This is a genomic window from Alloalcanivorax xenomutans (genome assembly GCF_032810065.1).
In the GTDB taxonomy this organism is placed as follows: Bacteria; Pseudomonadota; Gammaproteobacteria; order Pseudomonadales; family Alcanivoracaceae; genus Alloalcanivorax; species Alloalcanivorax xenomutans.
Genome location: NZ_CP136538.1, coordinates 2,949,163 through 2,970,947, shown reverse-complemented (window position 1 = coordinate 2,970,947; position 21,785 = coordinate 2,949,163). Strand labels below are relative to the sequence as shown.

General features: G+C 62.4%; 20 protein-coding genes. 6 read left to right on the top strand and 14 right to left on the bottom strand.

The window, feature by feature from the left end; all coding sequences use genetic code 11:
- Positions 1-1,098 (bottom strand): NnrS family protein, encoded by a 1,098-nt coding sequence (locus RYH70_RS13650; protein WP_317009261.1) that lies wholly within the window; start codon positions 1,096-1,098, stop codon positions 1-3.
- 91 nt (positions 1,099-1,189) lie between these two features.
- Between RYH70_RS13650 and RYH70_RS13645 the strand changes: the two genes are divergently transcribed.
- Both RYH70_RS13645 and RYH70_RS13640 read left to right on the top strand, forming a co-directional pair.
- Positions 1,190-2,362: an NnrS family protein gene (locus RYH70_RS13645; protein ID WP_284455850.1), complete on the top strand. Its 1,173-nt coding sequence runs from the start codon at positions 1,190-1,192 to the stop codon at positions 2,360-2,362.
- Entirely contained in the window at positions 2,362-2,802 is a 441-nt protein-coding gene (locus RYH70_RS13640) for an Rrf2 family transcriptional regulator (RefSeq protein ID WP_063139905.1), read from the top strand. Before RYH70_RS13645 ends, RYH70_RS13640 begins: the two co-directional genes overlap by 1 nt.
- Before the next feature lie 9 nt (positions 2,803-2,811).
- Here RYH70_RS13640 and RYH70_RS13635 read toward each other — a convergent pair whose 3' ends face one another.
- A complete protein-coding gene (locus RYH70_RS13635) occupies positions 2,812-3,261 on the bottom strand; it encodes an RrF2 family transcriptional regulator (protein WP_317009260.1) in 450 nt (149 codons plus the stop codon).
- 60 nt (positions 3,262-3,321) lie between these two features.
- Here RYH70_RS13635 and RYH70_RS13630 point away from each other — a divergent pair, with 60 nt between their 5' ends.
- The 3 genes from RYH70_RS13630 (at position 3,322) to RYH70_RS13620 (ending at position 5,648) form a co-directional block, all read left to right on the top strand.
- Complete coding sequence (locus tag RYH70_RS13630) at positions 3,322-3,708, top strand: SirB2 family protein (RefSeq protein WP_317010172.1); 387 nt, start codon at positions 3,322-3,324, stop codon at positions 3,706-3,708.
- A 441-nt stretch (positions 3,709-4,149) separates the two neighbouring features.
- Positions 4,150-4,515 carry a GreA/GreB family elongation factor gene (locus RYH70_RS13625; RefSeq protein ID WP_167374857.1) on the top strand — a complete coding sequence of 122 codons (366 nt, stop codon included), beginning with the start codon at positions 4,150-4,152 and terminating at the stop codon, positions 4,513-4,515.
- Positions 4,516-4,895: 380 nt separating this feature from the next.
- Positions 4,896-5,648: a Crp/Fnr family transcriptional regulator gene (locus RYH70_RS13620; protein WP_317009259.1), complete on the top strand. Its 753-nt coding sequence runs from the start codon at positions 4,896-4,898 to the stop codon at positions 5,646-5,648.
- A gap of 10 nt (positions 5,649-5,658) precedes the next feature.
- On the opposite strand, the gene RYH70_RS13615 is transcribed toward RYH70_RS13620, so the two are convergent.
- From RYH70_RS13615 to RYH70_RS13585, 7 genes are read right to left on the bottom strand one after another with little or no spacing between them, the layout of a single operon-like run.
- On the bottom strand, positions 5,659-6,036 hold the full coding sequence (locus RYH70_RS13615; RefSeq protein ID WP_055099226.1) for a putative zinc-binding protein: 378 nt from the start codon (positions 6,034-6,036) through the stop codon (positions 5,659-5,661).
- On the bottom strand, positions 6,033-6,809 hold the full coding sequence (locus RYH70_RS13610) for a peptidylprolyl isomerase (protein ID WP_063139907.1): 777 nt from the start codon (positions 6,807-6,809) through the stop codon (positions 6,033-6,035). The genes RYH70_RS13615 and RYH70_RS13610 overlap by 4 nt, the downstream gene beginning before the upstream one ends.
- Positions 6,810-6,812: 3 nt before the next feature.
- Positions 6,813-7,502 (bottom strand): respiratory nitrate reductase subunit gamma, encoded by a 690-nt coding sequence (narI, locus tag RYH70_RS13605; protein ID WP_022995212.1) that lies wholly within the window; start codon positions 7,500-7,502, stop codon positions 6,813-6,815.
- A gap of 4 nt (positions 7,503-7,506) precedes the next feature.
- Positions 7,507-8,265 (bottom strand): nitrate reductase molybdenum cofactor assembly chaperone, encoded by a 759-nt coding sequence (narJ, locus tag RYH70_RS13600; protein ID WP_022995213.1) that lies wholly within the window; start codon positions 8,263-8,265, stop codon positions 7,507-7,509.
- Positions 8,258-9,814 carry a nitrate reductase subunit beta gene (gene narH, locus RYH70_RS13595; RefSeq protein ID WP_317009258.1) on the bottom strand — a complete coding sequence of 519 codons (1,557 nt, stop codon included), beginning with the start codon at positions 9,812-9,814 and terminating at the stop codon, positions 8,258-8,260. The genes narJ and narH overlap by 8 nt, the downstream gene beginning before the upstream one ends.
- Entirely contained in the window at positions 9,811-13,557 is a 3,747-nt protein-coding gene (locus RYH70_RS13590) for a nitrate reductase subunit alpha (RefSeq protein ID WP_317009257.1), read from the bottom strand. The genes narH and RYH70_RS13590 overlap by 4 nt, the downstream gene beginning before the upstream one ends.
- A gap of 10 nt (positions 13,558-13,567) precedes the next feature.
- Entirely contained in the window at positions 13,568-16,210 is a 2,643-nt protein-coding gene (locus tag RYH70_RS13585) for a nitrate/nitrite transporter (protein WP_233916602.1), read from the bottom strand.
- Positions 16,211-16,350: 140 nt separating this feature from the next.
- On the opposite strand from RYH70_RS13585, the gene ubiT reads away from it, so the two are divergent.
- Positions 16,351-16,818, top strand: coding sequence for a ubiquinone anaerobic biosynthesis accessory factor UbiT (ubiT, locus tag RYH70_RS13580; RefSeq protein ID WP_116027226.1), 468 nt, complete (start codon positions 16,351-16,353; stop codon positions 16,816-16,818).
- Between the two features lie 84 nt (positions 16,819-16,902).
- On the opposite strand, the gene RYH70_RS13575 is transcribed toward ubiT, so the two are convergent.
- The 5 genes from RYH70_RS13575 to ubiU all read right to left on the bottom strand — a co-directional run bounded on the left by RYH70_RS13575 (position 16,903) and on the right by ubiU (position 21,758).
- Positions 16,903-17,613, bottom strand: coding sequence for an anaerobic ribonucleoside-triphosphate reductase activating protein (locus tag RYH70_RS13575; RefSeq protein WP_317009256.1), 711 nt, complete (start codon positions 17,611-17,613; stop codon positions 16,903-16,905).
- Positions 17,606-17,797 (bottom strand): anaerobic ribonucleoside-triphosphate reductase, encoded by a 192-nt coding sequence (gene nrdD / locus RYH70_RS13570; RefSeq protein ID WP_022995219.1) that lies wholly within the window; start codon positions 17,795-17,797, stop codon positions 17,606-17,608. Before nrdD ends, RYH70_RS13575 begins: the two co-directional genes overlap by 8 nt.
- Positions 17,798-17,842: 45 nt before the next feature.
- Positions 17,843-19,573, bottom strand: a complete 1,731-nt coding sequence (locus RYH70_RS13565; RefSeq protein ID WP_022995220.1) for a ribonucleoside triphosphate reductase — start codon at positions 19,571-19,573, stop codon at positions 17,843-17,845.
- Between the two features lie 278 nt (positions 19,574-19,851).
- Entirely contained in the window at positions 19,852-20,739 is an 888-nt protein-coding gene (locus tag RYH70_RS13560) for a U32 family peptidase (RefSeq protein ID WP_284455856.1), read from the bottom strand.
- An 11-nt stretch (positions 20,740-20,750) separates the two neighbouring features.
- The gene (gene ubiU, locus RYH70_RS13555; protein WP_317009255.1) at positions 20,751-21,758 is read right to left on the bottom strand and encodes a ubiquinone anaerobic biosynthesis protein UbiU; all 1,008 of its coding nucleotides are present in this window, start codon (positions 21,756-21,758) and stop codon (positions 20,751-20,753) included.
- Positions 21,759-21,785: the final 27 nt, after the last annotated feature.

Genomic DNA, 21,785 nt, shown 5'->3' with positions numbered 1-21,785 from the left:
TTAAGGAGAATTTTCTGTCTTCAGTGGTCTTGGTCTTCCATGGAGCAGAAGCAGCAGGGTCAGATAGGCGAGGCTCCAACAGAGAGAGGCCGCCGGCAGCAGCCACGACGGCGCTATCTCCGCGCCCCAGCGGGCCGCCGCGGCGGCGTTCAGCAATACCATCACCGCCACCATCGGGCGGTGCGGCGGAACCCAGCCGCGATGGCGCGGCCCGGCCTGACGGGCCATGACGCCGCAGGAGAGCGAGCCAAGGGCGCCCACGGTGATGCCGTGCAGCGGCGTGGTGATGGCATGGCCGCTGATCAAGGCGAGCCCTATGCCACTGAGCCCGAGCGCCAGCCAGCCGTATCCCTGGCCGAGTAGCCATAGATCCGGCCGGGGCACCGACCACAAGCGCCAGCGCCACAGGCGCGCCAGCACCAGAGCGCCGAGGGCGTTCAGCAATAATCCAGTGAGTACGGGGTAGCGCCAGGCGCTACCCCAGGCCAGTCCGAAGATGATCAGCAACAGGCCTTCCAGGCGTGGCTGCACCCGCGCCCGCAACACTTCTCCCCGTTGCTGCCAGGCTGCCGCGGCCAAAGGCGCGATGATGCGCCCGCCCATGAAGGTGAGCAGAGCGGCGAGGATGATTACGGTAGCCAAACGCGGCCAAGGGGGCGGCAACCACCACACCAGCAAGGGGGTCAGGCACAACCAGGGAACCAGACCCAGGCCAACCCGGTTACGCCATTTCCTGGCATGACGCAGGCGGGGCAGCAGCAGCGCGGCCAGCAGCATACCAGCAAGCAAGTCCCAGCCGGATAGCGCAAATGGCGCGCTGGCAAACAGCCTTTGCCAGCGGCCCAGGGCCCATGGCAGCGTAAGCCCCCATAGCCGTGCCGGCGTCTGCGGGCCGAGCAGATAGCCGGCGATCAACATCGGCGCCAGCCCGAACAACATTTCCATGCCATGACCGGCACCCAGCAGGCCCGGGGGGCCGCCATCGAGTTGGGCCCAGGTGGAAAGCGGCACCATCACCACGGCCTCGGCGCAGGCGAGAGAAAAGAACAGCCGGGAGCAAGGCCACCGGCGCGACGGGGAAGAGGTTGCAGTGGACATGGACTGGTATTTCCTTTAAAGATGCATATAAAATACATCTAAAGTCTCATGATCACCCACTGTCATGCCGGTGGTATCGAGGAATCTTGTCATGGATCAAATATCGCGATCACCAAGACGACCATGGGCGGTGTTGTTCGCTTTCCCGTTTCGTATTTTCTTCGTTTCCACGGGCGTTGCCGCCGTACTGCTATTGCCGCTGTGGCTGTGGTGGTTGCTCGGCGGCGGCGGACCGGCGATGTCGGCGTTGCTATGGCATCAACATGAGATGACGGTGGGGCTGCTTAACGCGGCCATCGCTGGCTTTCTGCTCACCGCGGTATGCAACTGGACCGGCACCGCGCCGGTGTCGGGGCGCGCGTTGCTGGCGCTATGGGGGTTGTGGTTGTCGGCCCGTCTCGGATTGTTGTTGGGTGACGCTTGGCAGCTGCTGGCGGTGTCGCTGGATCTGGCTTTCCTGCCCGTGGTGGCGATGCTGGTCGCAAGGCGCGTCTGGACCGCGCGCCAGGCGCGCCAAGCGCCCCTGATCGGAGTATTGCTTGCCCTGTGGGGATTGGACGTGGCGTTTCATTGGAGCGGGGATCCCCGTTTCCTGCATGGGTTGGTGCTGCTGGGCGCGTTGCTGATCCTGATGGTGGGCGGCCGCATTACCCCGGCTTTCACCGCCAACTGGCTGCGTTTGCACGGCGATGATCCGGAACGGGTCCGGCGTTGGCCGGCGCTGGATATCGCGGGCCTGGTATGCGGATTGGCCGTGGTGGTGTTGGAATTGACCGCGTGGCGGGGGCTTGCGGTGGCTCTGGCGGGGTTGCTGGCGGCACTGATCGCCGCCGTCCGGCTGGCCGGTTGGGCCGGTTGGCGGGTTCGGCGCGAGCCGTTGTTATGGATTCTGCATCTGGGGCATCTATGGGTGGTGCTGGGATTCGGGCTCTGGGCGGCGGCCAAGGCCGGCTTGCCGGTGGCCCCCACGGCCTGGGTGCACGCCTTGGGTGCCGGCGCCATCGGCACCATGATTCTGGGCGTGATCACCCGTGTCGCCATGGGGCATACCGGACGTCCCATGCGCCTGTTGCCGGGCATGCGTTGGGGGTTCCTGGCGATCCTGGCCGCCGGTCTGGTCCGGGTGCTCGCCGGGCTCGGTGTGGTGCCCTGGCTGCCGGGGCTATGGCTGGCGGCGGCCTTGTGGCTGCTGGCCTGGTTGTTGTTCCTGTGGCTTTATACCCCGGTGCTGGCGGCGCCGAGGGCGGATGGACGGCCGGGCTGATGCGGATTACCCGCTACACCGACTATGCTCTGCGCGTGTTGATTCAACTGGCGCTGCAACCGCGGCGTCTGACCATCGCCGACATGGCCAGGGCTTACGGCATCTCCCGCCACCACCTGACCAAGGTGGTGCATCAGCTGCAACGTCTGGGTTATGTGGAGACCCAGCGTGGACAAACCGGTGGCGTCCGTCTGGCCCGCTCGGCGGCGGATATCCGGGTGGGTAAGGTGGTGCGGGATATGGAGCCGGACCTGGCTCTGGTGGAATGCTTCCATGGCGAGGACCGCTGCGCGATCACGCCATACTGTCAGCTGCGGGTGGTGTTCGAGCAGGGGCTGAGGCTGTTTCTGGAAACGCTGGACGACTATACCCTGGAAGACCTGGTCCGTGGTGAGCGTCGGCAACTGATTCGGATTCTGGAACCGCCATCCTTTGGTTGACGGGCCGGCTCAGGCGCTCCGCTCGGTGACGGTCGGCAAAAGCCGCTTGTGCAGCGCCCGCCGCGGTTCGATGAGATCGGCCAGGGTGTAGCCATCAAGGACGTGCAGGAACGCGTTCAAGGCTTCGTTGAGGGCGCCGCGTAGCACGCAATTGGGAGTAAGGACACAGGCATTCTGGTCGCCGAAGCACTCCACCAGGCTCATATTGGCCTCGGTGTAGCGAACCACCTCGCCCACATTGATGTCTTCGGGGCTATGAGCCAGGCGCAGGCCGCCGTTCTTGCCACGCAGGGTTTCCACGTAGCCCAGTTGTCCGAGCTGATGCACTACCTTGACGATATGGTTGCGGGAAATGCCGTAGCTTTCCGAAATGGCACTGATGGTGCTCAGTGTCTCTCCCCGCAGGCCAAGATAGATCAGTACGCGTAAGGAGTAGTCACTGTATTGGGTCAGCTTCATGGTCCCGCTTCCAAACGATGAACAATGGATTAGCCGGCAGTATAACGGAGTCTCGCAATGATGTTGGATTACCTGTTGATCAAGCACCTGCACATGACCTTGGCGGCGTTGAGTCTGGGGTTGTTCGTGCTGCGTGCCGGCTGGTCGGTGGCCGGCTCGCCGATGCTGCGGCGGCGCTGGGTGCGCGTCACTCCCCATATAGTGGACACGCTGTTGCTGACCTTCGGGGTCACGCTGATGATTCTGCTGCGCGCCTGGCCTCACCAAACGCCCTGGCTGGCGGCCAAGCTGCTGGCTCTTCTGGTTTATATAGGCCTGGGCACCATGGCGATAAAGCGGGGAACCACGCCCGCGCGAAGGGCTGGGTATGCGTTGGCGGCGATAATGGTATTTCTCTATATGGTGGGGGTGGCGGTTCGGCACCACCCCGGATCCTGGCTGACGTGAGAGCGAAAACAACAGCGATATTGCTGTGAAAAGCACGGGAGCGGCAGTGTTGGACGGGCACGTAATTGGCTGGCACGCTCCATTCGCGGCCAAGGCCGCTCCCACAGCAACTCTGCAGAACCTGTGTAGTGCGTGTCAGCGGGCCGGCGAATAATGGCGTAGCGGTGACGCCCGGGGGTGTTCAGGGCTTGCCTTATTACACCAATGGGCTATGGTCATGGCTTCCATTGGTACTGAATCCTGATTAGCTCAACGCGATGACTCTCTTCTTTCGTTTTACCTCTCTGACCTTTCCGGTCTAAGCCGGACGGCCTCTGGCTGTTCCGGCATCCCTCGTTTTATTCGATAACTGTCTGTCGTTAAGCGACATTTCCATGATGACGTGGAGGCACGCTAATGAAGCCTGTTCGTGGTTCATGGCTGGAAAGGCGATTCGTACCCATGGTTCGCAAATATGCGGTGAGAAATCCTTGCTGCTTCCCTCCCGGGCCCGGCGAGATCAGTGCCGTGCTCGGCAAGCTGGAAGCACTGAATCATGCCGGTGGAGAGCCTCGGGCTTCCGTTGGCACAATCGTGCGGATGGAGGATCTGCTCAGCGGTGAGCAGGGGTGTTTTCAATTGGTATGGCCGGACGAGGCGGCGCCGGAGCAGGATCGGCTTTCGATTCTCTCGCCGCTGGGCGCGGCTTTACTGGGCGCTCGCCGTGGTGATGAGGTGATGGTGACCTTGTTCGGCTGCCGCTGTGATTTTCGAGTTCTGGCCCTGTGGGAGGCGGAGCCTCGGGAGGGTAGCGCCGTGCCGTTATGAGTGCGCCGGGCGGGATACCGCGAATCGCCGAACCCCTGCCGGGGCCCCGTGACCCACCTCCCGTCATTGGCGGCGCGGCGGGGGGCGTCTCGTTCACCATGAGTGATGATCATGAGTAAAGAGAAACCCAGAAAGAAGGCACAAAAATCCCTCAAGGAAAAACGCCGCGACAAGCGGGAAAAACGTTGAGGGAAGGGTGACGGGGCCATGGCGGCCCCGTTCTTCCAGTTGGTGTGAAACCGGGGCTGAAAGCCACTGAGCCCGAGGTGCCGGGAAATTGAGTTGCATCATAATCCGTACAGACACTTCTTGGTTCAATGGAGACTGGGCCGGACCATTATGCCGGCGGATCGTCAACCATAATCAAAGAAGAGAGGACGATGTCAGCGATCATTGACGTGTTGGCGAAGGCGGCGCTGTTCTCGACCCTGGACGAGGACGCTCTGGGGACGTTGTGCGAGGAAGGCCGAACGATAAACCTGGACTGTCGCGGACATCTGTTTCAAGTGGGCGAGAGGGCCAATGCGTACTATCTGATGACGAGCGGTGTCATGCGCTTGTACCGGCCCGGTCTGGACGGCGAAGACAAGGTGTTTCAGGTGGTGGGTGAGGGGGACCTGGTGGCGGAAACCGCCATGTTCGCCGAGCCCTGCATCTATCCTCTGTCGGCCGAGGCGGAAAGCGCTTGTACGTTGATCCGCTTGCCACGCCATGGATTGCTGAGTCTGGTCCGGGCGCAACCGGATTTTGCCCTGCGATTGTTGGGGGAAATGTCCCTCCGGCTTTATCAGGCGGTAAATCGCTTGGATCAACTCACGGTGACCAATGCCGGCCAAAGAGTGGTGATGTATTTGTTGGAGCTGACCGAGTGGCGCAGGGAGCACTGGGTGGTGCTGCCGGTAAGTGCCAAGGTTCTGGCGCGACAGCTGAATGTCACACCGGAAACGCTATCGCGCCTGCTCACCCGTTTTCGCCAGAGCGGTTTGATCAGCGGGCGCGGACGCAAGTGGGCCGTTGTTGATCCTACGGAGTTGTGCCGGGCCGCCAATCTGCCGTTACCGGACGCCCAGTGCCACTGTGCCGGCTCGCAATTCTTTCGCTGTTGTAATTTCAGTCATCGATCCTGTTCATAAGGCGGGTCCCTTAGTGGTCCAGGGTATGGATCAGGGTGACGACCTGATCAACCACCTGATCGATATCCTCTTCACCGTAACGCCGCCCGCGTCTTTTTCTCAGTCCGTTCTGATAAAGACGAACGTGGTGGTCTGGCCGTACATCCGCGCGTTTGAGGCAATGTTCGGCGCAGTGCATCTGGCAGCCGTCGATGGCGATGATCACCCGCCCGGAACGGGCCTTGCGCACCAGGCCGGGCACGCCGCCGCCGACGCCGGCGATACAGGACATTTCGGCGTGCCCGGCGTGGTCCAGACGCACCGCCACTTCGTTGGCGAGCTGAGCCACGTCGGAGCAGCCGGAACAGGAATACAACAAGGGCGGTTTGCGTGAACGCTGGCCGGTCATGAATCCTCCTCGAGGTGGAATCCGCGCACGCCGATATCGTTCTCCAGCGCCAGAAGATACTGGTGCAGGGCGCGTCGGCTGGCTTGCTCGAGCAGTTCGTGACGCACGCGTTCATTGACGTGTTCATAGGGCAGGGGGCGCGCTGGCCGCAGCTCTCTGATGTGTACCAGATGCCAACCGTAACGGCTGGCCAGCGGTCTCCCGTGCAGCCCTGTCGGCAGCCGCGCCAGCACCCGGTCCAATTCGGCGACGGTCTGTCCCGGCCCCAGCCAGCCCAGTTCACCGCCCTGGTCCCGGGAGGGGCAGTCGGAATAGCGCTGGGCCAGTTCCGTGAACCGATGCTCTGACGCGTCCAACTGGCGCAGCAGTTTCTGTCCCAGACGATACTGCCGGTCCCGGGCCCGGGCGTCGTCCGGCGCGGCGGCCAGAAGGATGTGCCGGAGATGCCAGCCGGGAGGGGTTTGGAAGCGCTCCGGGTGGCTGTGATAGTAACGCCGGCAATCAGCCGGGTGTGGCTCCGGGACCTGCAGGTCCTGCTCCAGCAGGGCGCTGATGCAGGCTTCTTCATCGGTCGGATCCAACCCGCATTGCGCTGCCCGTTGCAACAGCAATTGGCGAATCACCAGGGCCCTGGCTGCCTGTCGCCGGGCCCGATCAAGGTCGCCAGCGGGATGGTGCTGGGTTTCCCGGGCGATCTCGCTCTCCTCGATGAGGGCCTCGCCAACCTGAATCACGCCGCCGCCGGGGCGTTCCACCATATCGATGCGTTGCATGGCTCAGGCCCGCCTGCGGACGATTTGATAGCGACGGAAAAGATAGCCCAGGGGCAGGCTCCAGACGTGCACCAAACGGCTGAACGGAAACACCAGGAAAATGGTCAACCCGATGAAAATGTGCACCTTGTAGATCCAGCCCACGCCTTCCAGATAAGCGGCGGCGCCACCCTGGAAGAAAGCGATGGCCTGAGCCCAGTGCGCCAGCTGCAGCATCAGGCCACCGTCCAGATGCCCAAGGGCCGGGCCGATGGTGGCCAGCCCGAGGGTAACCTGTACCACCAACAGAGCAATGATGAAGGTATCCATGGCACTGGAACTGGCCCGCACGCGGGGGTTGAACAGGCGCCGCCACAGCAGCATGACGCCGCCGATAAAACAGAGCACGCCGGCGATGCCGCCCACCAGGATCGCCATGATCTGTTTGGCCCCAGCGCTGATAATCCAGGCGTAGGCCCAGTGTGGCGTCAGTAACCCCACCAGATGGCCGAAGAAAATCACCAGGATACCGATGTGAAAGCTGTTGCTGGCCAGCCGCATGTGCCGCGACGACAGCATCTGGCTGGAGCCGGTTTTCCAGGTGTACTGGCCATGATCGAAGCGGATCAGGCTGCCCACCAGAAAGACGCTGACGGCGATATAGGGATAGATGCCGAACAGCAATATGTGCAGATGATGCGACAAGGATTCCATCAGCTCACTCCTTGGCGCGACCGCTGACGGCCGCCGCTGTGGGTGGGACGAAACGGACCGGTTGTTCCTCGGCCTGTTGCCGTTGTCGGGTCCGGTGACGGCCTTGGGCGGATTGCAACTGACAGTCCTGATCGGATTCGGCGGAGAAGCGCACGGCTTCCTCTTCCCACACCGCGTCCAGGGCCTGGGGAGTGTGGTCCGGTGCTTCCCGGGATACCTCGGGCCGATGCGCCTGGATTTCCGATTCCGCGCCGATCAGAGCCAGCAAGGCGGTGACGGCCAGAGCCTGGGGCGCCTCCCGGCTTTCCAACCGTGCCGCCAGCCGGGCGAGAATGGCGCGGATTTCACCGAGCCAGCGGCCGATTTCCGCTTCCCGGCGGGTGGACAGAAACTCCAGAAACAGGGGCAGATAATCGGGCAATTCCCGCGCTTGCAAACGGAAGCCGGCCTGTTGGTAGTGATCGAGCAGATCCACCATGGCCTGACCCCGGTCCCGGGATTCACCGTGGACATGCTCGAACAGCAGCAGTGAAGTGGCGCGGCCACGGTCGAACAAGGCCACGTATTCGGCTTGCAGATCCAGCAAATCGGCGGCGGCGATCCGTTCGCACCATTGGCCAAGCCGGTCCCGCATCGACAGGGTCCAGCGTCGTTCCGCGCTCAGGGCGGCGGCCAGTTCCGGCGCCGCCTGTTGCAAGGCGATTTCGGGATACTCCAGCAGGCGGGCGAGGGCACGCAGGCTCCGTTGGGTGATCTCAGTCATGACGCGCCTCCTGCTGCTCCGGTTCGAAACGTCGCGGTTTTACCAGGGTGGCGGTCTGCTTGCGCCCGCCGAACAGACTGGTATCGTCGTCGCCGCCCTGACAACCATTGCCGAAGGTGAAGCCGCAGCCGCCGCGTTCCGGAAACGCCTCACGGGCCTGTTCGCGATGGCTGGTGGGGATGACGAAACGGTCCTCGTAGTTGGCGATGGCCAGATAGCGGTACATTTCCATGACCTGGGCTTCGCTGAGACCCACCTGGTCGAGTACGGTGGTATCGGTTTCGCCATCCACCTGTTTGCCGCGCATATACAGGCGCATGGCGAGCAGCCGTTTCAATGCCAGCACCACCGGCTCTTCCTCGCCGGCGGTGAGCATATTGGCCAGATACTTCACCGGGATGCGCAGGGATTCGATTTTCGGCAGCACACCGTCGAATTCCAGATGGCCCGCCTCGGCGGCGGACTGGATCGGCGACAGTGGTGGCACATACCAGACCATGGGCAGGGTGCGATACTCCGGGTGCAACGGTAGCGCCAGCTGCCAGTCCACCGCCAGCTTGTACACCGGCGAGGCCTGGGCGGCGGTGATCACACTGTCGGGAATGCCATCGGCCCGGGCCCGTTCGATAACATCCGGGTCATGGGGATCGAGAAAGATGTCTCGCTGGCGGTGGTACAGATCCCGCTCATCCGGGCTTTCCGCCACTTCCTTGATACGGTCCGCGTCGTACAGCAGCACGCCCAGATAGCGGATCCGTCCGACGCAGGTTTCCGAACACACGGTGGGCTCTCCGGCCTCGATACGCGGGAAACAGAAAATGCATTTTTCTGATTTTCCGCTTTTCCAGTTGTAATAGATTTTCTTGTACGGACAGCCGGACACACACATGCGCCAGCCCCGGCATTTGTCCTGGTCGATCAGGACGATGCCGTCCTCCTCCCGCTTATAGATGGCGCCGCTGGGACAGGAGGCCACGCAGGTCGGGTTGAGGCAGTGCTCGCACAGGCGCGGTAAATACATCATGAAGGTGTGCTCGAACTGCCCGTAGATGTCCGCTTGTATCTGATCGAAGTTGCTGTCCTTGCGGCGCCGGGCGAACTCGGTGCCGAGAATCTCCTCCCAGTTGGGGCCCCATTCGATCTTCTTCATACGCTCGCCGGAAATCAGCGAGCGCGGCCGCGCCACCGGTTGATGCTTGCCAGGCTTGGCCTGGTGGAGATGCTCATAGTCGAAGTCGAAAGGCTCGTAGTAGTCGTCGATTTCCGGCAGATCCGGATTGGCGAACAGATTGGCCAGCACCCGCCACTTGCCACCGATGCGTGGTTCGATGCGGCCGTCCTTGCGACGCAGCCAGCCGCCTTTCCATTTGTTCTGGTTCTCCCATTCCTTGGGGTAGCCAATGCCGGGCTTGGTTTCCACGTTGTTGAACCAGGCGTATTCCACGCCCTCGCGGCTGGTCCAGACGTTCTTGCAGGTCACCGAGCAGGTGTGGCAGCCGATGCACTTGTCCAGATTGAGGACCATGCCGACCTGGGATCGAATAGTCATTTCGCGGCCTCCTGAACGAAGTCCTGGCCTTCACCGTCCAGCCAGTCGATGTGTTTCATGCGCCGTACCATGACGAACTCGTCGCGATTGGAGCCGACGGTGCCGTAATAGTTGAACCCGTAGGCAAGCTGCGCGTAGCCGCCAATCATGTGGGTGGGTTTGGGACAGACCCGGGTCACCGAGTTATGGATGCCTCCCCGGGTACCGGTTATTTCCGAGCCTGGCACATGCACATTGCGCTCCTGAGCGTGGTACATCATCACCATGCCCTCTTTCACCCGCTGGCTGACCACCGCCCGGGCGGCGATGGCGCCATTGGCGTTGTACAGCTCGACCCAATCGTTGTCGGCCACGCCCAGATCAGCGGCATCGGATTCCGACAGCCACACCACCGGTCCGCCCCGGTTCAGGGTCAGCATCAGCAGGTTGTCACTGTAGGTGGAATGAATGCCCCATTTCTGGTGTGGCGTCAGGAAGTTCAACGCCTTGCTGGGATAGCCGTTGTCCGCCGGTGGCGTGACGCTGCTGGCGGCGCGGGTGTCGATGGGCGGCCGGTACACCAGCAGGCTTTCGCCGAAGGCGCGCATCCAGGGGTGGTCCTGATAAAGCTGCTGACGACCGCTCACCGTGCGCCAGGGAATCAGTTCGTGCACGTTGGTGTAGCCGGCGTTGTAGGACACATGTTCGTCTTCCAGGCCGGACCAGGTCGGGCTGGAAATGATCTTGCGCGGTTGGGCGACGATATCGCGAAAACGGATTTTTTCCTCTTCCTTGGGATGGGCAAGGTGGCTGTGATCGCGGCCGGTGAATCGGGACAGCGCCTCCCAGGCCTTGACCGCCACCTGACCGTTGGTTTCCGGTGCCAGGCTGAGGATCACCTCGGCGGCGTCAATGGCGGTTTCGATGCAGGGTCTATCCTTGGCCGGGCCCGCTGTCTTGCGACGGTTAAGCTGGCCGAGAAAAGCCACTTCCTTATCCGTGTTCCAGCTGATGCCCTTACCGCCATTGCCCAGTTTCTCCAGTGCCGGGCCCAGAGCGGTAAAGCGTTCGTAGGTGGCCGGGTAATCGCGTTGCACCTCGATCAGCGAGGGCATGGTTTTCCCCGGCACCGGCTCGCATTCGTCTTTTTTCCAATCCTTCACCTGCGGCTGCGCCAGCTCCGCCGGAGAGTCGTGCTGCAGCGGCAGGGTGACCAGATCGGTTTCCTCGCCCAGATGGCCCTCGCACACTTGGGAAAAGGCTTTGGCGATGCCTTTATAGATATCCCAGTCGCTGCGTGACTCCCAGGCCGGATCGGTGGCGGCGGTGAGCGGATGAATGAACGGATGCATGTCCGAGGTGTTGAGATCGTCTTTCTCATACCAGGTGGCGGTGGGCAGCACCACGTCGGAGTACAGGCAGGTGGTGGACATGCGGAAATCCAGCGTCACCAAAAGATCGAGTTTGCCTTCCGGTGCCTCGTCGCGCCAGGTCACTTCCCGGGGCCGTTCACCGCCGTCGCCAAGGTCCTTGCCCTGAATACCATGGCGGGTACCGAGCAGGTACTTGAGCATGTACTCGTGGCCCTTGCCGGAGCTGCCGAGAAGATTGGAGCGCCACACGAACAGATTGCGCGGGAAGTTTTGCGCATCGTCCGGATCCTCGGCGGCGAATTTCAGCGCGCCGGATTTCAATTGCGATACCACGTAGTCCGCGGTGCTTTGTCCGGCTTGCTTCGCGGCTTGGGCCAGGCGCAGCGGATTGGTGTTCAATTGTGGCGCGGAAGGCAGCCAGCCCATGCGCTCGGCGCGCACATTGAAATCGATCAGGCTGCCGCCGTAGTCCTCCACTTTGGCCAGGGGCGAGAGCAGGCTCTTCACGTCCAGTTTTTCGTAACGCCATTGGGAAGAGTGGGCGTAGAAAAAAGAGGTGCCGTTCATATGGCGCGGCGGCCGGGACCAGTCCAGGCCGAAGGCCAGAGGCAGCCAGCCGGTTTGCGGTCGCAGCTTTTCCTGACCCACGTAATGAGCCCAGCCGCCGCCGCTTTGTCCCACGCAGCCGCACATCACCAGCAGATTGATCAGGCCCCGGTAGTTCATGTCCATGTGATACCAGTGGTTCATGCCGGCGCCGACGATGATCATGGATCGGCCACGGGTCCTGTCGGCATTGCTGGCGAACTCCCGGGCGATGCGGATGCACTGGTCCGCCGGCACACCGGTGATGTTCTCTTGCCAGGCGGGGGTATAGGGTTTGATTTGCCGGTAATCGGTGGCGCCTTGATCCTCGCCGAGTCCCCGATCGATACCGTAGTTGGCGCAGAGCAAATCAAACACGGTTACCGCCAGAATCTCGCCGCCATCGGCGCCGGTGAGCACTTTCACCGGCAGGCTGTGGGTGAGGGTGTCGTCGCCGCCATTTTCCACATGAGGAAAGTGTTCGTGGGGAATGCCGCCGAAATAGGGGAAGGCGACCTTTTCCACCCGGTCGTGATCGCCGGCCAGGCTGAGGCGGGGTTGGATGTCCTGGCCATCAGCGTCAACCGGCTCCAGGTTCCATTTGCCCTGTTCGCCCCAGCGGAAGCCAATGGAGCCGCGCGGTACCGCCAGCCGTTCCCCGTTCTCATCCCAGACCAGTGTTTTCCAGCCCGGATTATTGTCCTGGCCCAGATTGTTGGCGAAGTCGCTGGCGCGCAGTTGTCGGCCGGGCACATAGCGGCCATCGTCGCGGCGTTCCAGTTCCACCAGACAGGGCAGGTCGGTATAACGGCGCACGTAGTCGGTGAAGTAGGCGCTGGGGGAATCCAGGTGAAACTCCTTGAGGATCACATGGCCCATGGCCAAGGCGAGGGCGGCGTCGGTGCCCTGCCTGGCGCTCACCCACTCATCGGAGAGCTTGGCCACCTCCGCGTAGTCCGGCGTGATCGCCACGGTCTTGGTGCCCTTGTAACGCACTTCGGTGAAGAAGTGGGCATCGGGGGTGCGTGTCTGCGGTACGTTGGAACCCCAGGCGATGATGTAGCCGCTGTTGTACCAGTCCGCGGATTCCGGCACGTCGGTCTGCTCGCCCCAGGTCTGCGGCGACGCCGGCGGCAGGTCGCAGTACCAGTCGTAGAAGCTCAGGCAGACACCGCCGATCAGCGACAGGTAACGGGCGCCGGCGGCATAGGACACCATGGACATGGCCGGGATGGGCGAAAAGCCGATGATACGATCCGGCCCGTATTGCTTGGCGGTGTAGACGTTGGCGGCGGCGATCAGCGTATTGAGCTCATCCCAGCCGGCGCGAACGAATCCCCCCATGCCTCTGTTTTTCTTGTATTGGGCGGTCTTGTCCGGATCCTCGACCAGGCTGGCCCAGGCATCCACCGGATCACCGTGCCGCTCCAGCGCCTCGCGCCACAGCCGCCACAGGGATTGCCGCACCAGCGGATATTTGAGCCGGTTGGCGCTGTACAGATACCAGGAATAACTGGCGCCGCGGGGGCAGCCCCGGGGCTCGTGGTTGGGCAGGTCCGGGCGGGTACGGGGGTAATCGGTTTGTTGGGTTTCCCAGGTCACCAGGCCGTTCTTTACGTAGATCTTCCAACTGCAGGAGCCGGTGCAGTTCACCCCATGGGTGGATCGCACGATCCTGTCGTGTTGCCAGCGGGCCCGGTACCCGTCTTCCCAGTCCCGGTTTTCGTCGCGGGTCTCACCATGGTGATCGGAAAATTCGGTTGGCTTCTTTCCGAGATACCTCAGGCGGTCCAGAAAGTGGCTCATGGTGTTGCTCCTAACAGGGAATCACCGCTTTTTTGCGGGTGTAATAGAACCAGGTCAGTCCCAGACACAGGACGTAGAACAGCAGAAATCCGTACAGCGCCGGTTCGGCGCCGCCGGTGAGATCCAGGGCCGTGCCGAAGGCCTTGGGAATAAAAAAGGCGCCGTAGGCGGCGATGGCGGAGGTAAAGCCGACCACGGCGGCGGCTTCGCGGTCGCTTTCCAGTTGCTGTTGCCGGACATCCTGGTCCGGCATCAGCCGGGCCACTTCATGACGGAAGATGGCCGGCACCATTTGAAAGGTGCTGGAGTTGCCCACCCCGGAGACCAGGAACAGCCAGAGGAAGCAGACGAAGAAGCCGACAAAGGCACCGGGTTGATCGCGATGGTCGAGGAACCAGAGTAATCCGATCACCCCGGCGATCATGCCGACGAACACCCAGAAGGTAACGCGGCCTCCGCCAAGCCGGTCCGCCACGCCACCGGAGAAGGCACGGCTCAGCGCTCCGAGAAGCGGACCGAGGAACGCCAACTTGAGAGCGTCCACTTCGGGGAACAAATGGGAGCTGAGCAGCGGAAAGGCGGCGGCGAAACCGATAAAGCTGCCAAAGGTGCCGGTGTACAGCACGCACATCAGCCAGTTGTGCTTGCGCCGGAAAATCACCGCCTGATCCTGGAATGAGGACTTGGCGCTGGCGATATCGTTCATGCCGAACCAGGCGGCCACGGTGGCGGCAATAATGAACGGCACCCAGACGAAGCCCGCGTTCTGCAGCCATAAGCGCTCGCCGTCGGCGGTCGTTTGCGGATCGCCGACCGCGAAGGCAAACACGCCGGTGGTAATCACCAGCGGTACCAGGAACTGCATCAGGCTCACGCCCAGGTTACCGAGGCCCGCGTTGAGTCCCATGGCGGCGCCTTTTTCCTTTTTCGGAAAGAAAAAAGAAATGTTCGCCATGCTGGAAGCAAAGTTGCCGCCCCCAAAGCCGCACAACAAGGCCAGTACCAGCATTACCAGATAAGGGGTGTCCGGGTTGCGTACCGCGAAACCGATCCACAGCGCCGGCAGTAACAGCGATGCGGTGGAGAATGCGGTCCAGCGGCGGCCGCCGAAGATCGGTACCATGAAACTGTAGAACACTCGCAGGGTGGCGCCGGAGAGGCCCGGTAACGCCGCCAGCCAGAACAGCTGATTGGCGTTGTAGTTGAAGCCCACTTGCGGTAACCGCGCCACCACCACCGACCACACCATCCAGACGGAAAAGGCCAGCACCAGATTGGGAATGGAAATCCACAGGTTGCGGCGGGCGATGGCGCGACCCTGCTGCTCCCAGAAATCGGTGTCCTCCGGCCGCCAGTCCTGCAGTACCAGTTTGCTCGGGGTGGACAGTTCCGGCAGGTCGCCGGTTTCGCGTTGCTCCGTCCATTCCACCCGGTTGGCCTTGATGATGGCGTAATGCATCCACGCCAGCGCTCCCGCCACCAGCACGAACAGCAGCATGAAACAGCTTTGCCAGATGCCCACCACATCATTGAGCATGCCGAAGGTCAGCGGCAGGAAGAAGCCGCCAAGGCCGCCGACCATGCCCACCACACCACCCACGGCACCCACGTGTTCGGGGTAGTAGGTAGGGATGTGTTTGAAGACCGCCGCCTTGCCCAGAGACATAAAGAAGCCCAGCACCATGATCAGCAGCACGAAGGGCGGCAGGCCCATGATCAAGGAAAAACGCAGTTCACCATCAATGCCCTGAATGCGGTATTCGGTGGGGGGATAGCTGAGCAGGAAAGTGCAAACCAGGCAGGCGATGAAGGTCCAGTACATCACGCGCCGCGCGCCGTACCGGTCGGAGAGCCAGCCACCGAGAATGCGGAACAGGGAGCCGGGCAGGGTGAACAAAAGGGTGATCATGCCGGCGGTGGTGAGACTTACCCCGTAGACCCTCATCAGGTAGTGGGGCAGCCACAGCGCCAGGGCAACGAAGGCGCCGAACACAAAAAAGTAATAGAGCGAGAAGCGCCACACTCGAAGGTCGGCCATGGGCGCCAGCCGCTGGCTCAAGGTGAGGGACGGAGTCGGGTGTCGCGGATCCCGCGCGAACACCAGGAAGCCAAGGCCCATCAGCGCCAGCACCAGCGCATACACCTGGGCGGTGCCCTGCCAGCCCAGCGCCACCAGCAGTAAAGGCGCGGCGAAGTTGGTCAGCGACGAGCCCAGGTTGCCGGCGCCGAAAACGCCCAGGGCGGTGCCCTGGCGGTCGCCGCCAAACCAGCGGGAAACGTAAGCGGTGCCCACGGCGAAGGCGCCACCAGCCAGACCCAGGCCCAGCGCCGCCAACAGCAGCATGGGGTAACTGTGGGCCAGGGTCAGAAGATAGACGCAGCTGGCGCTGACCAGCAGCAGGATGCCCATAACCGGACGCCCGCCGAAGCGGTCGGTGAGAATGCCGAGAACCGGCCGGCTGATCGAGCCGGTGAGCACCGGTGTCGCGATCAGCAAAGCCAGTTCGGTGTCCGACAGATTCAGTTCTTTACTGAGAGGGATGCCAATAATGGACAACAAAGTCCATACGGCGAAGCACAGCGTGAACGCCAGGGTGGAAAGGAACAACGCCTGCCCCGAGCCGGGGGGTGAGACCGGTTCCGTTGATGCCACGGTGCCTCCTTGAGGTATGAGCCGTCCGTGTGTGGCAATCTGTCAGAAATAACTATCAAACGTATTGATTAGGGTCAACCTCTCTCCGACGAATGGCATGGAGTATGGGGTTTCCGTCATGACAGTCCGGGGACTGCTCAATGCGATATCCTTTCACGCCGCCGAAGCCGCCGTCGCCACTGGCGGTATTTCGCCATATCGATGCTCATGCGCCGTTGCCGCTGAAGCGCCCTTTTCTGGAGCCGCTGATGAACCGTCTACTGGCGGAACCGTTGGCGGCGGGGGAATTCGAACCCTTGCAGGGGCGTCACCTGACCCTTGATCTGGCCGACGGCGCGCCGCGTTTTACCGTGACGCTGCAGGCCAACCGTCTGCGATTAAGCGAATGCCCCGGCGAGGCGTGTATTCGTGGCGGCTGGCGTGAATTTTTGCAGCTCCTTGGCAGGGAGCAGGATCCGGACACCTTGTTTTTCCAGCGCCGTCTGTTGGTGGAGGGGGACACCGAATTGGGGTTGTGGGTGAAGAATCTGCTCGATGGTCTGGATCAGAGCGGCTGGCCGGGACCGGTGCGGGAGGGATTGCGGTTGCTGGCGTACGCAACACGTTGATCGCTGCCATGGCTGATTCCCACGATAGGATTACAAAGCTCTTGCAGTGCTCTTGAAGCGACCTTTGAATTCATATCCCCATTGTCAACGCACTCTGAGCGTTTCAAATAACGGCCGCAGCCGTTCCGCCAGTTCGGGCAGAGGATTGGCTATCGGCGACGGCTGTTGATAGGACGGTGACAGGCATTGTTGTGGTCGCGCCCATTGCAGGGCGTAGTGGCGCACTCCCTTGGCGGCCAGCCAGCGTGCCAGCCGTTCCACGGCGGCTTCATCGAAGTCCAGCCAGTGCACGGTGGTGCGGCACTCCAAAGCGAGATCGGCGGCCAGCAACTGATCCAGACTGTCGCACAATTGTCGCCACTGCCGGCCGCGCCCGGTGATGCGATCGATTTGAGCCGCATCCCCTTTCACGTCCAGACCCACCCAATCCAAATCCGGTATCAGTGTGCTCAGCCGGCGGGGGTAACTGCCGGCGGTGTGCAGACCGATGCCGAATCCTCGCTCACGGGCCCGCTGTATCGCCGGTAACAGGTGTGGATGCCGGGTGGGCTCGCCGCCACTGAACACCACCGCTTCCAACAGGCCTCGTCGTGTTTCAAGAAAGGATTCGACTTCAAGCCATTCCCGCACCTGGCCCCGCCGGGGCGGGATCATGTGCGGGTTATGGCAATAGCCGCAGCGCAGCGGGCAACCCTGCAGGAAGACCACGCACGCCAGCCGGCCTGGATAGTCCAGTGTGGTCAGCGGCGTCAGGCCCGCCACCGGCAGGGCCGGAACGGCATCCGCGTCAGCCATTCAGGCGTGCCTGTTGCTCACAAAAATGACGGCGCTGGCGATGCTCGGATTTTTTACCCGGATTGAACTGGCTCACCGGCCGGTGGTATCCCATCACCCGGGTCCAGACTTCGCAGCGCTGGCGTTGCTCTTCGGGCAGGGTGTCACGGGGATTCAGAGAAGCGGTGGAGAGAGAAGCGTTCATGGTATGTCTCCTTTTTGCGATGGAATAAAAATCAGCGTGAAAGTGTCAGGCCACGTGGGTGTCTTTCACTGTTGTTTGCTGGGCCAGCAGCGCGTCGTCGCAGCGCGGGCAGAATTCGTGTTCTCCAGCCAGGTAGCCGTGCACCGGGCAAATGGAAAAGGTCGGCGTCACGGTTATGTAAGGCAGTCGGAACCGGGACAGGGCGGTGCGTACCAACTGGCGGCAGGCGCGGGAGCTGGAAAGCCGTTCGCGCATGTACAGATGCAGCACGGTGCCGCCGGTATAGCGGGTTTGCAGCGGGTCTTGATGAATCAGCGCCGCGAACGGATCCTCGGTATGGCCCACCGGCAACTGACTGGAGTTGGTGTAATAGGGAGCCTCGGGCGTACCGGCCTGGAGAATGTCGGGATAACGGCGGGCGTCCTCCTTGGCGAAGCGGTAGGTGGTGCCTTCCGCCGGAGTAGCTTCCAGGTTGTACAGATGGCCGGTTTCTTCCTGGAAACCACGCATGCGTTCGCGTACGTGTTCCAGAAGACGCAAGGCCAGGTCACGACCCTGCTCGGTGGCGATATCCTGGCGATCATGGGTGAAATTACGCACCATCTCGTTAAGACCGTTCACGCCCAGTGTGGAGAAATGATTGCGTAACGTGCCCAGATAGCGCCGGGTGTAGGGATAAAGCCCCGCGTCCATCCAGCGCTGAATGCAATCGCGTTTGATTTCCAGACTGTCGCGGCCCAGTTCCAGCAGCCGATCCAATTCCCGGTAGAGCCCTTTTTCGTCGCCGGCGAAGCGATGACCCAGCCGCGCGCAGTTGATGGTCACCACACCCACGGAGCCGGTTTGCTCGGCACTGCCGAACAGGCCGTTACCACGTTTGAGCAGCTCACGGACATCCAGCTGCAGGCGGCAGCACATGGAACGCACCATGTGCGGTTGCAGATCGGAATTGAGGAAATTCTGGAAGTAGGGCAGGCCGTACTTGGCGGTCAGGGCGAACAGCCGCTCCGTGTTGGGCGCGTCCCAATCGAAATCCTCGGTGATGTTGTAGGTGGGAATCGGGAAGGTGAATACCCGGCCGCGTTGATCGCCGGCTTCCATCACTTCCAGATAGGCGCGGTTGATCAGATCCATCTCCGCCTGCAGCTCGCCGTAGGTGAACGGCTGCTCCTCGCCGGCGATCACCGGCACCTGTTCGCGCAGATCCTCCGGGCAGGTCCAGTCGAAGGTCAGGTTGGTGAACGGGGTCTGGCTGCCCCACCGGGAGGGCACATTGAGGTTGTAGATAAATTCCTGGATGGCTTGCCGTATCGCCGGGTAGTCCAGGTTGTCACGGCGCACATAGGGTGCCAGATAGGTGTCGAAGGAACTGAAGGCCTGGGCACCGGCCCATTCGTTTTGCAGTGTGCCAAGGAAGTTGACCATCTGGCCAAGCGCGCTGGAGAGATGTTTGGGCGGGCCGCTTTCGGCGCGGTCGGTGACGCCGTTGAACCCTTCCATCAACAGGCTGCGCAGGGACCAGCCAGCGCAGTAGCCGCTCAGCATATCCAGATCATGCAAGTGCAGATCGCCTTCCCGATGGGCGCTGCCGATCTCCGGCGGGTAAACCTGATCGAGCCAGTAGTTGGCGATCAGCTTGCCGGAGATGTTGAGGATCAGCCCGCCCAGGGAGTAACCCTGATTGGCGTTGGCGTGTACGCGCCAGTCGGCGCGACTGAGGTATTCCTCGACGGTGGTGCTCACTGCCACCGTGCTGTCCGGGCGGGGTGTGGTCATGGCGCTGTTTCCATATTTAGTGTGTTTTATTTGGTTTGGCACAATATATGGTGGTAAGCGTAAAGGTGAGACCGAGAGAAAGGGCTGATCTGGGTCAAGGAAAGTGAGGGTGGGGGCTCCAGCGGCCCGGACCTCGGGCACATGAAATCGGAGGTCGCTACGAGGCCGCTGTAGGAGCCAGCCTTGCCGGCGAAGAGGGCACAAAAAATTCGCCAGCAAGGCTGGCTTCTACAGCGGCTTCGCAGTTCGGCCTGTGGGAAACGGTCGCGATTGGCGTGCTACCGCCGGTCCATTCCGGGGGCGCCGTGCCAGTAGCCGTCACAGCGCGCTTCGTCCACCAGGGCAAGCGGGTCCCGGTGGTCCGGCTGGCCCCGGCGCACTCGATCAAAAGCCGCCACTATCTCCGCCATGGGCTCGTCGGCCACCACCAGGCGCGCGCTGCTTATCCCCATTTCAGCCATCACCGGCAGTTCCCGGCGCAGGTCCTGGGGCCAGGCGGAGAGGGTCTGGATGCCATTGAGAGTGAACAGTCTTCGACCATCCTGACTGAACAGAGGCAGCCCCTGAGGATCGTCCCGGCAAACAAACTGGCAGCGGTCCTTGGCATGGCCCCGCCGCCGGGCGGTGAAGCAACGGGCCGACCAGGCCAGCGCCAGATGCCCATAGGCGTGTACCTCGCACGGCAGAGCCAGATCCTGTTCCCGCAGTGCTGTCAGCAAAGCGGTGAGCGCCTGCCGGGACAGTTCCAAGGGCGCGTGCCAGCGCTGCATACCGGACCCAGCCAGCAAGCGGATGGCTTCCACGTTGTAGAGGTTCAGAGGCGCGCCGCCGATAAAGGGAATGCCGGCTTCGCTGAGCAAATGGACGGCGCTCATATCATTGGCTTCCACCGGCAGTTCGCCGTTATCGCACAGCCGGCGCAGCGCGCGCAGGTCGGCGCCGGCCTCGATCAGCGTTTGCGAGGCCAGCACCACGGTCTTGCCCTGAGCACGCAGTTCCCGGGCCAACCCGAGCCAGTGATCCAGTTTCATGTCCCGTCGCCGACCGCACACGGTCTCGCCCAGATAGATCCGTTCCACCGGCCAGTCCGCCGCCTGCGCATAGAAGCTCTCGTAATCCTGTTGGTGCCAATAAAACGGTACCGGTCCCAGGGCCAGTTCCAGCATGCCGATGCCTCCTATTTCCAGCGCCGCTCGTAGGCGCCCAGGGTGGTGGTGGTGCCTTCGGACAGGGCGCTCAACGCACGTTGCCAGTCCGGGTCGGACTGGAACATGGATGATGTCCGGGAGAGACGGTCCAACGCCTGGCGCCATACCCGGGTGACCTCCCGTACATAAGCGGGACTGCGTTGCCGGCCTTCGATCTTCACCGCGGCGATGCCGAGGGCCTGCAACTCCGGCAGCAGCTCCAACGTATTCAGACTGGTGGGTTCCTCGATGGCGTGATAGAGCTCGTTGTCCACCCGGAAGCGGCCCTTGCACAGGGTTGGATAACCGGCTTGTTCGCCAGGACCATAACGGTCGATGAGCACGCCGTTGAGACGGGAACTGAGACCGCCGTCCCGCTCTTCCCAGCGCACATGGGCGGCGGGTGAGCAGGCACCGTGGGTATTGGGCGATTCACCGGTGAGATAGGAAGAAAGATAGCAGCGCCCTTCCACCATGATGCACAGGCTGCCGAAGCCGAACACTTCCAGGGCCACCGGCGAAGCCGCCGCCAGCTGTTTTACCTGATCCAGTGACAGCACCCGGGGCAGCACCGCGCGGCGAATGTCGAAATGCCGATGATAAAAATGCAGGGCCTCGGCGCTGGTGGCGGAGCCTTGCACGGACAAATGCCGGGGCAGGTCAGGGTGGCGGCGGGTGGCATACTCGAGCAGGCCCAGGTCCGCCAGAATCAAGGCATCCGCACCGAGATCCGCGGCCTGATCCACGGCCCGGGTCCAGAGCGGCCAGCCCTCGTTTTGCGGATAGGTATTGATGGCGCAGAACACCCGGCAACCTTGCCGGTGGGCGTAGTCGATACCTTCCCGGGCCCGTTCCGGAGTGAAGTTGAGACCGGCGAAGCGACGCGCGTTGGTGATGTCCTTGAAACCCATGTAAACCGCGTTGGCGCCTTCGTCCACCGCGGTTTTCAGTGCCGGCAGATTGCCGGCGGGGCAGACCAGTTCCGGGGAACCGCTCATGTCTCCTCCCATGCCAGGTAGCGTGGC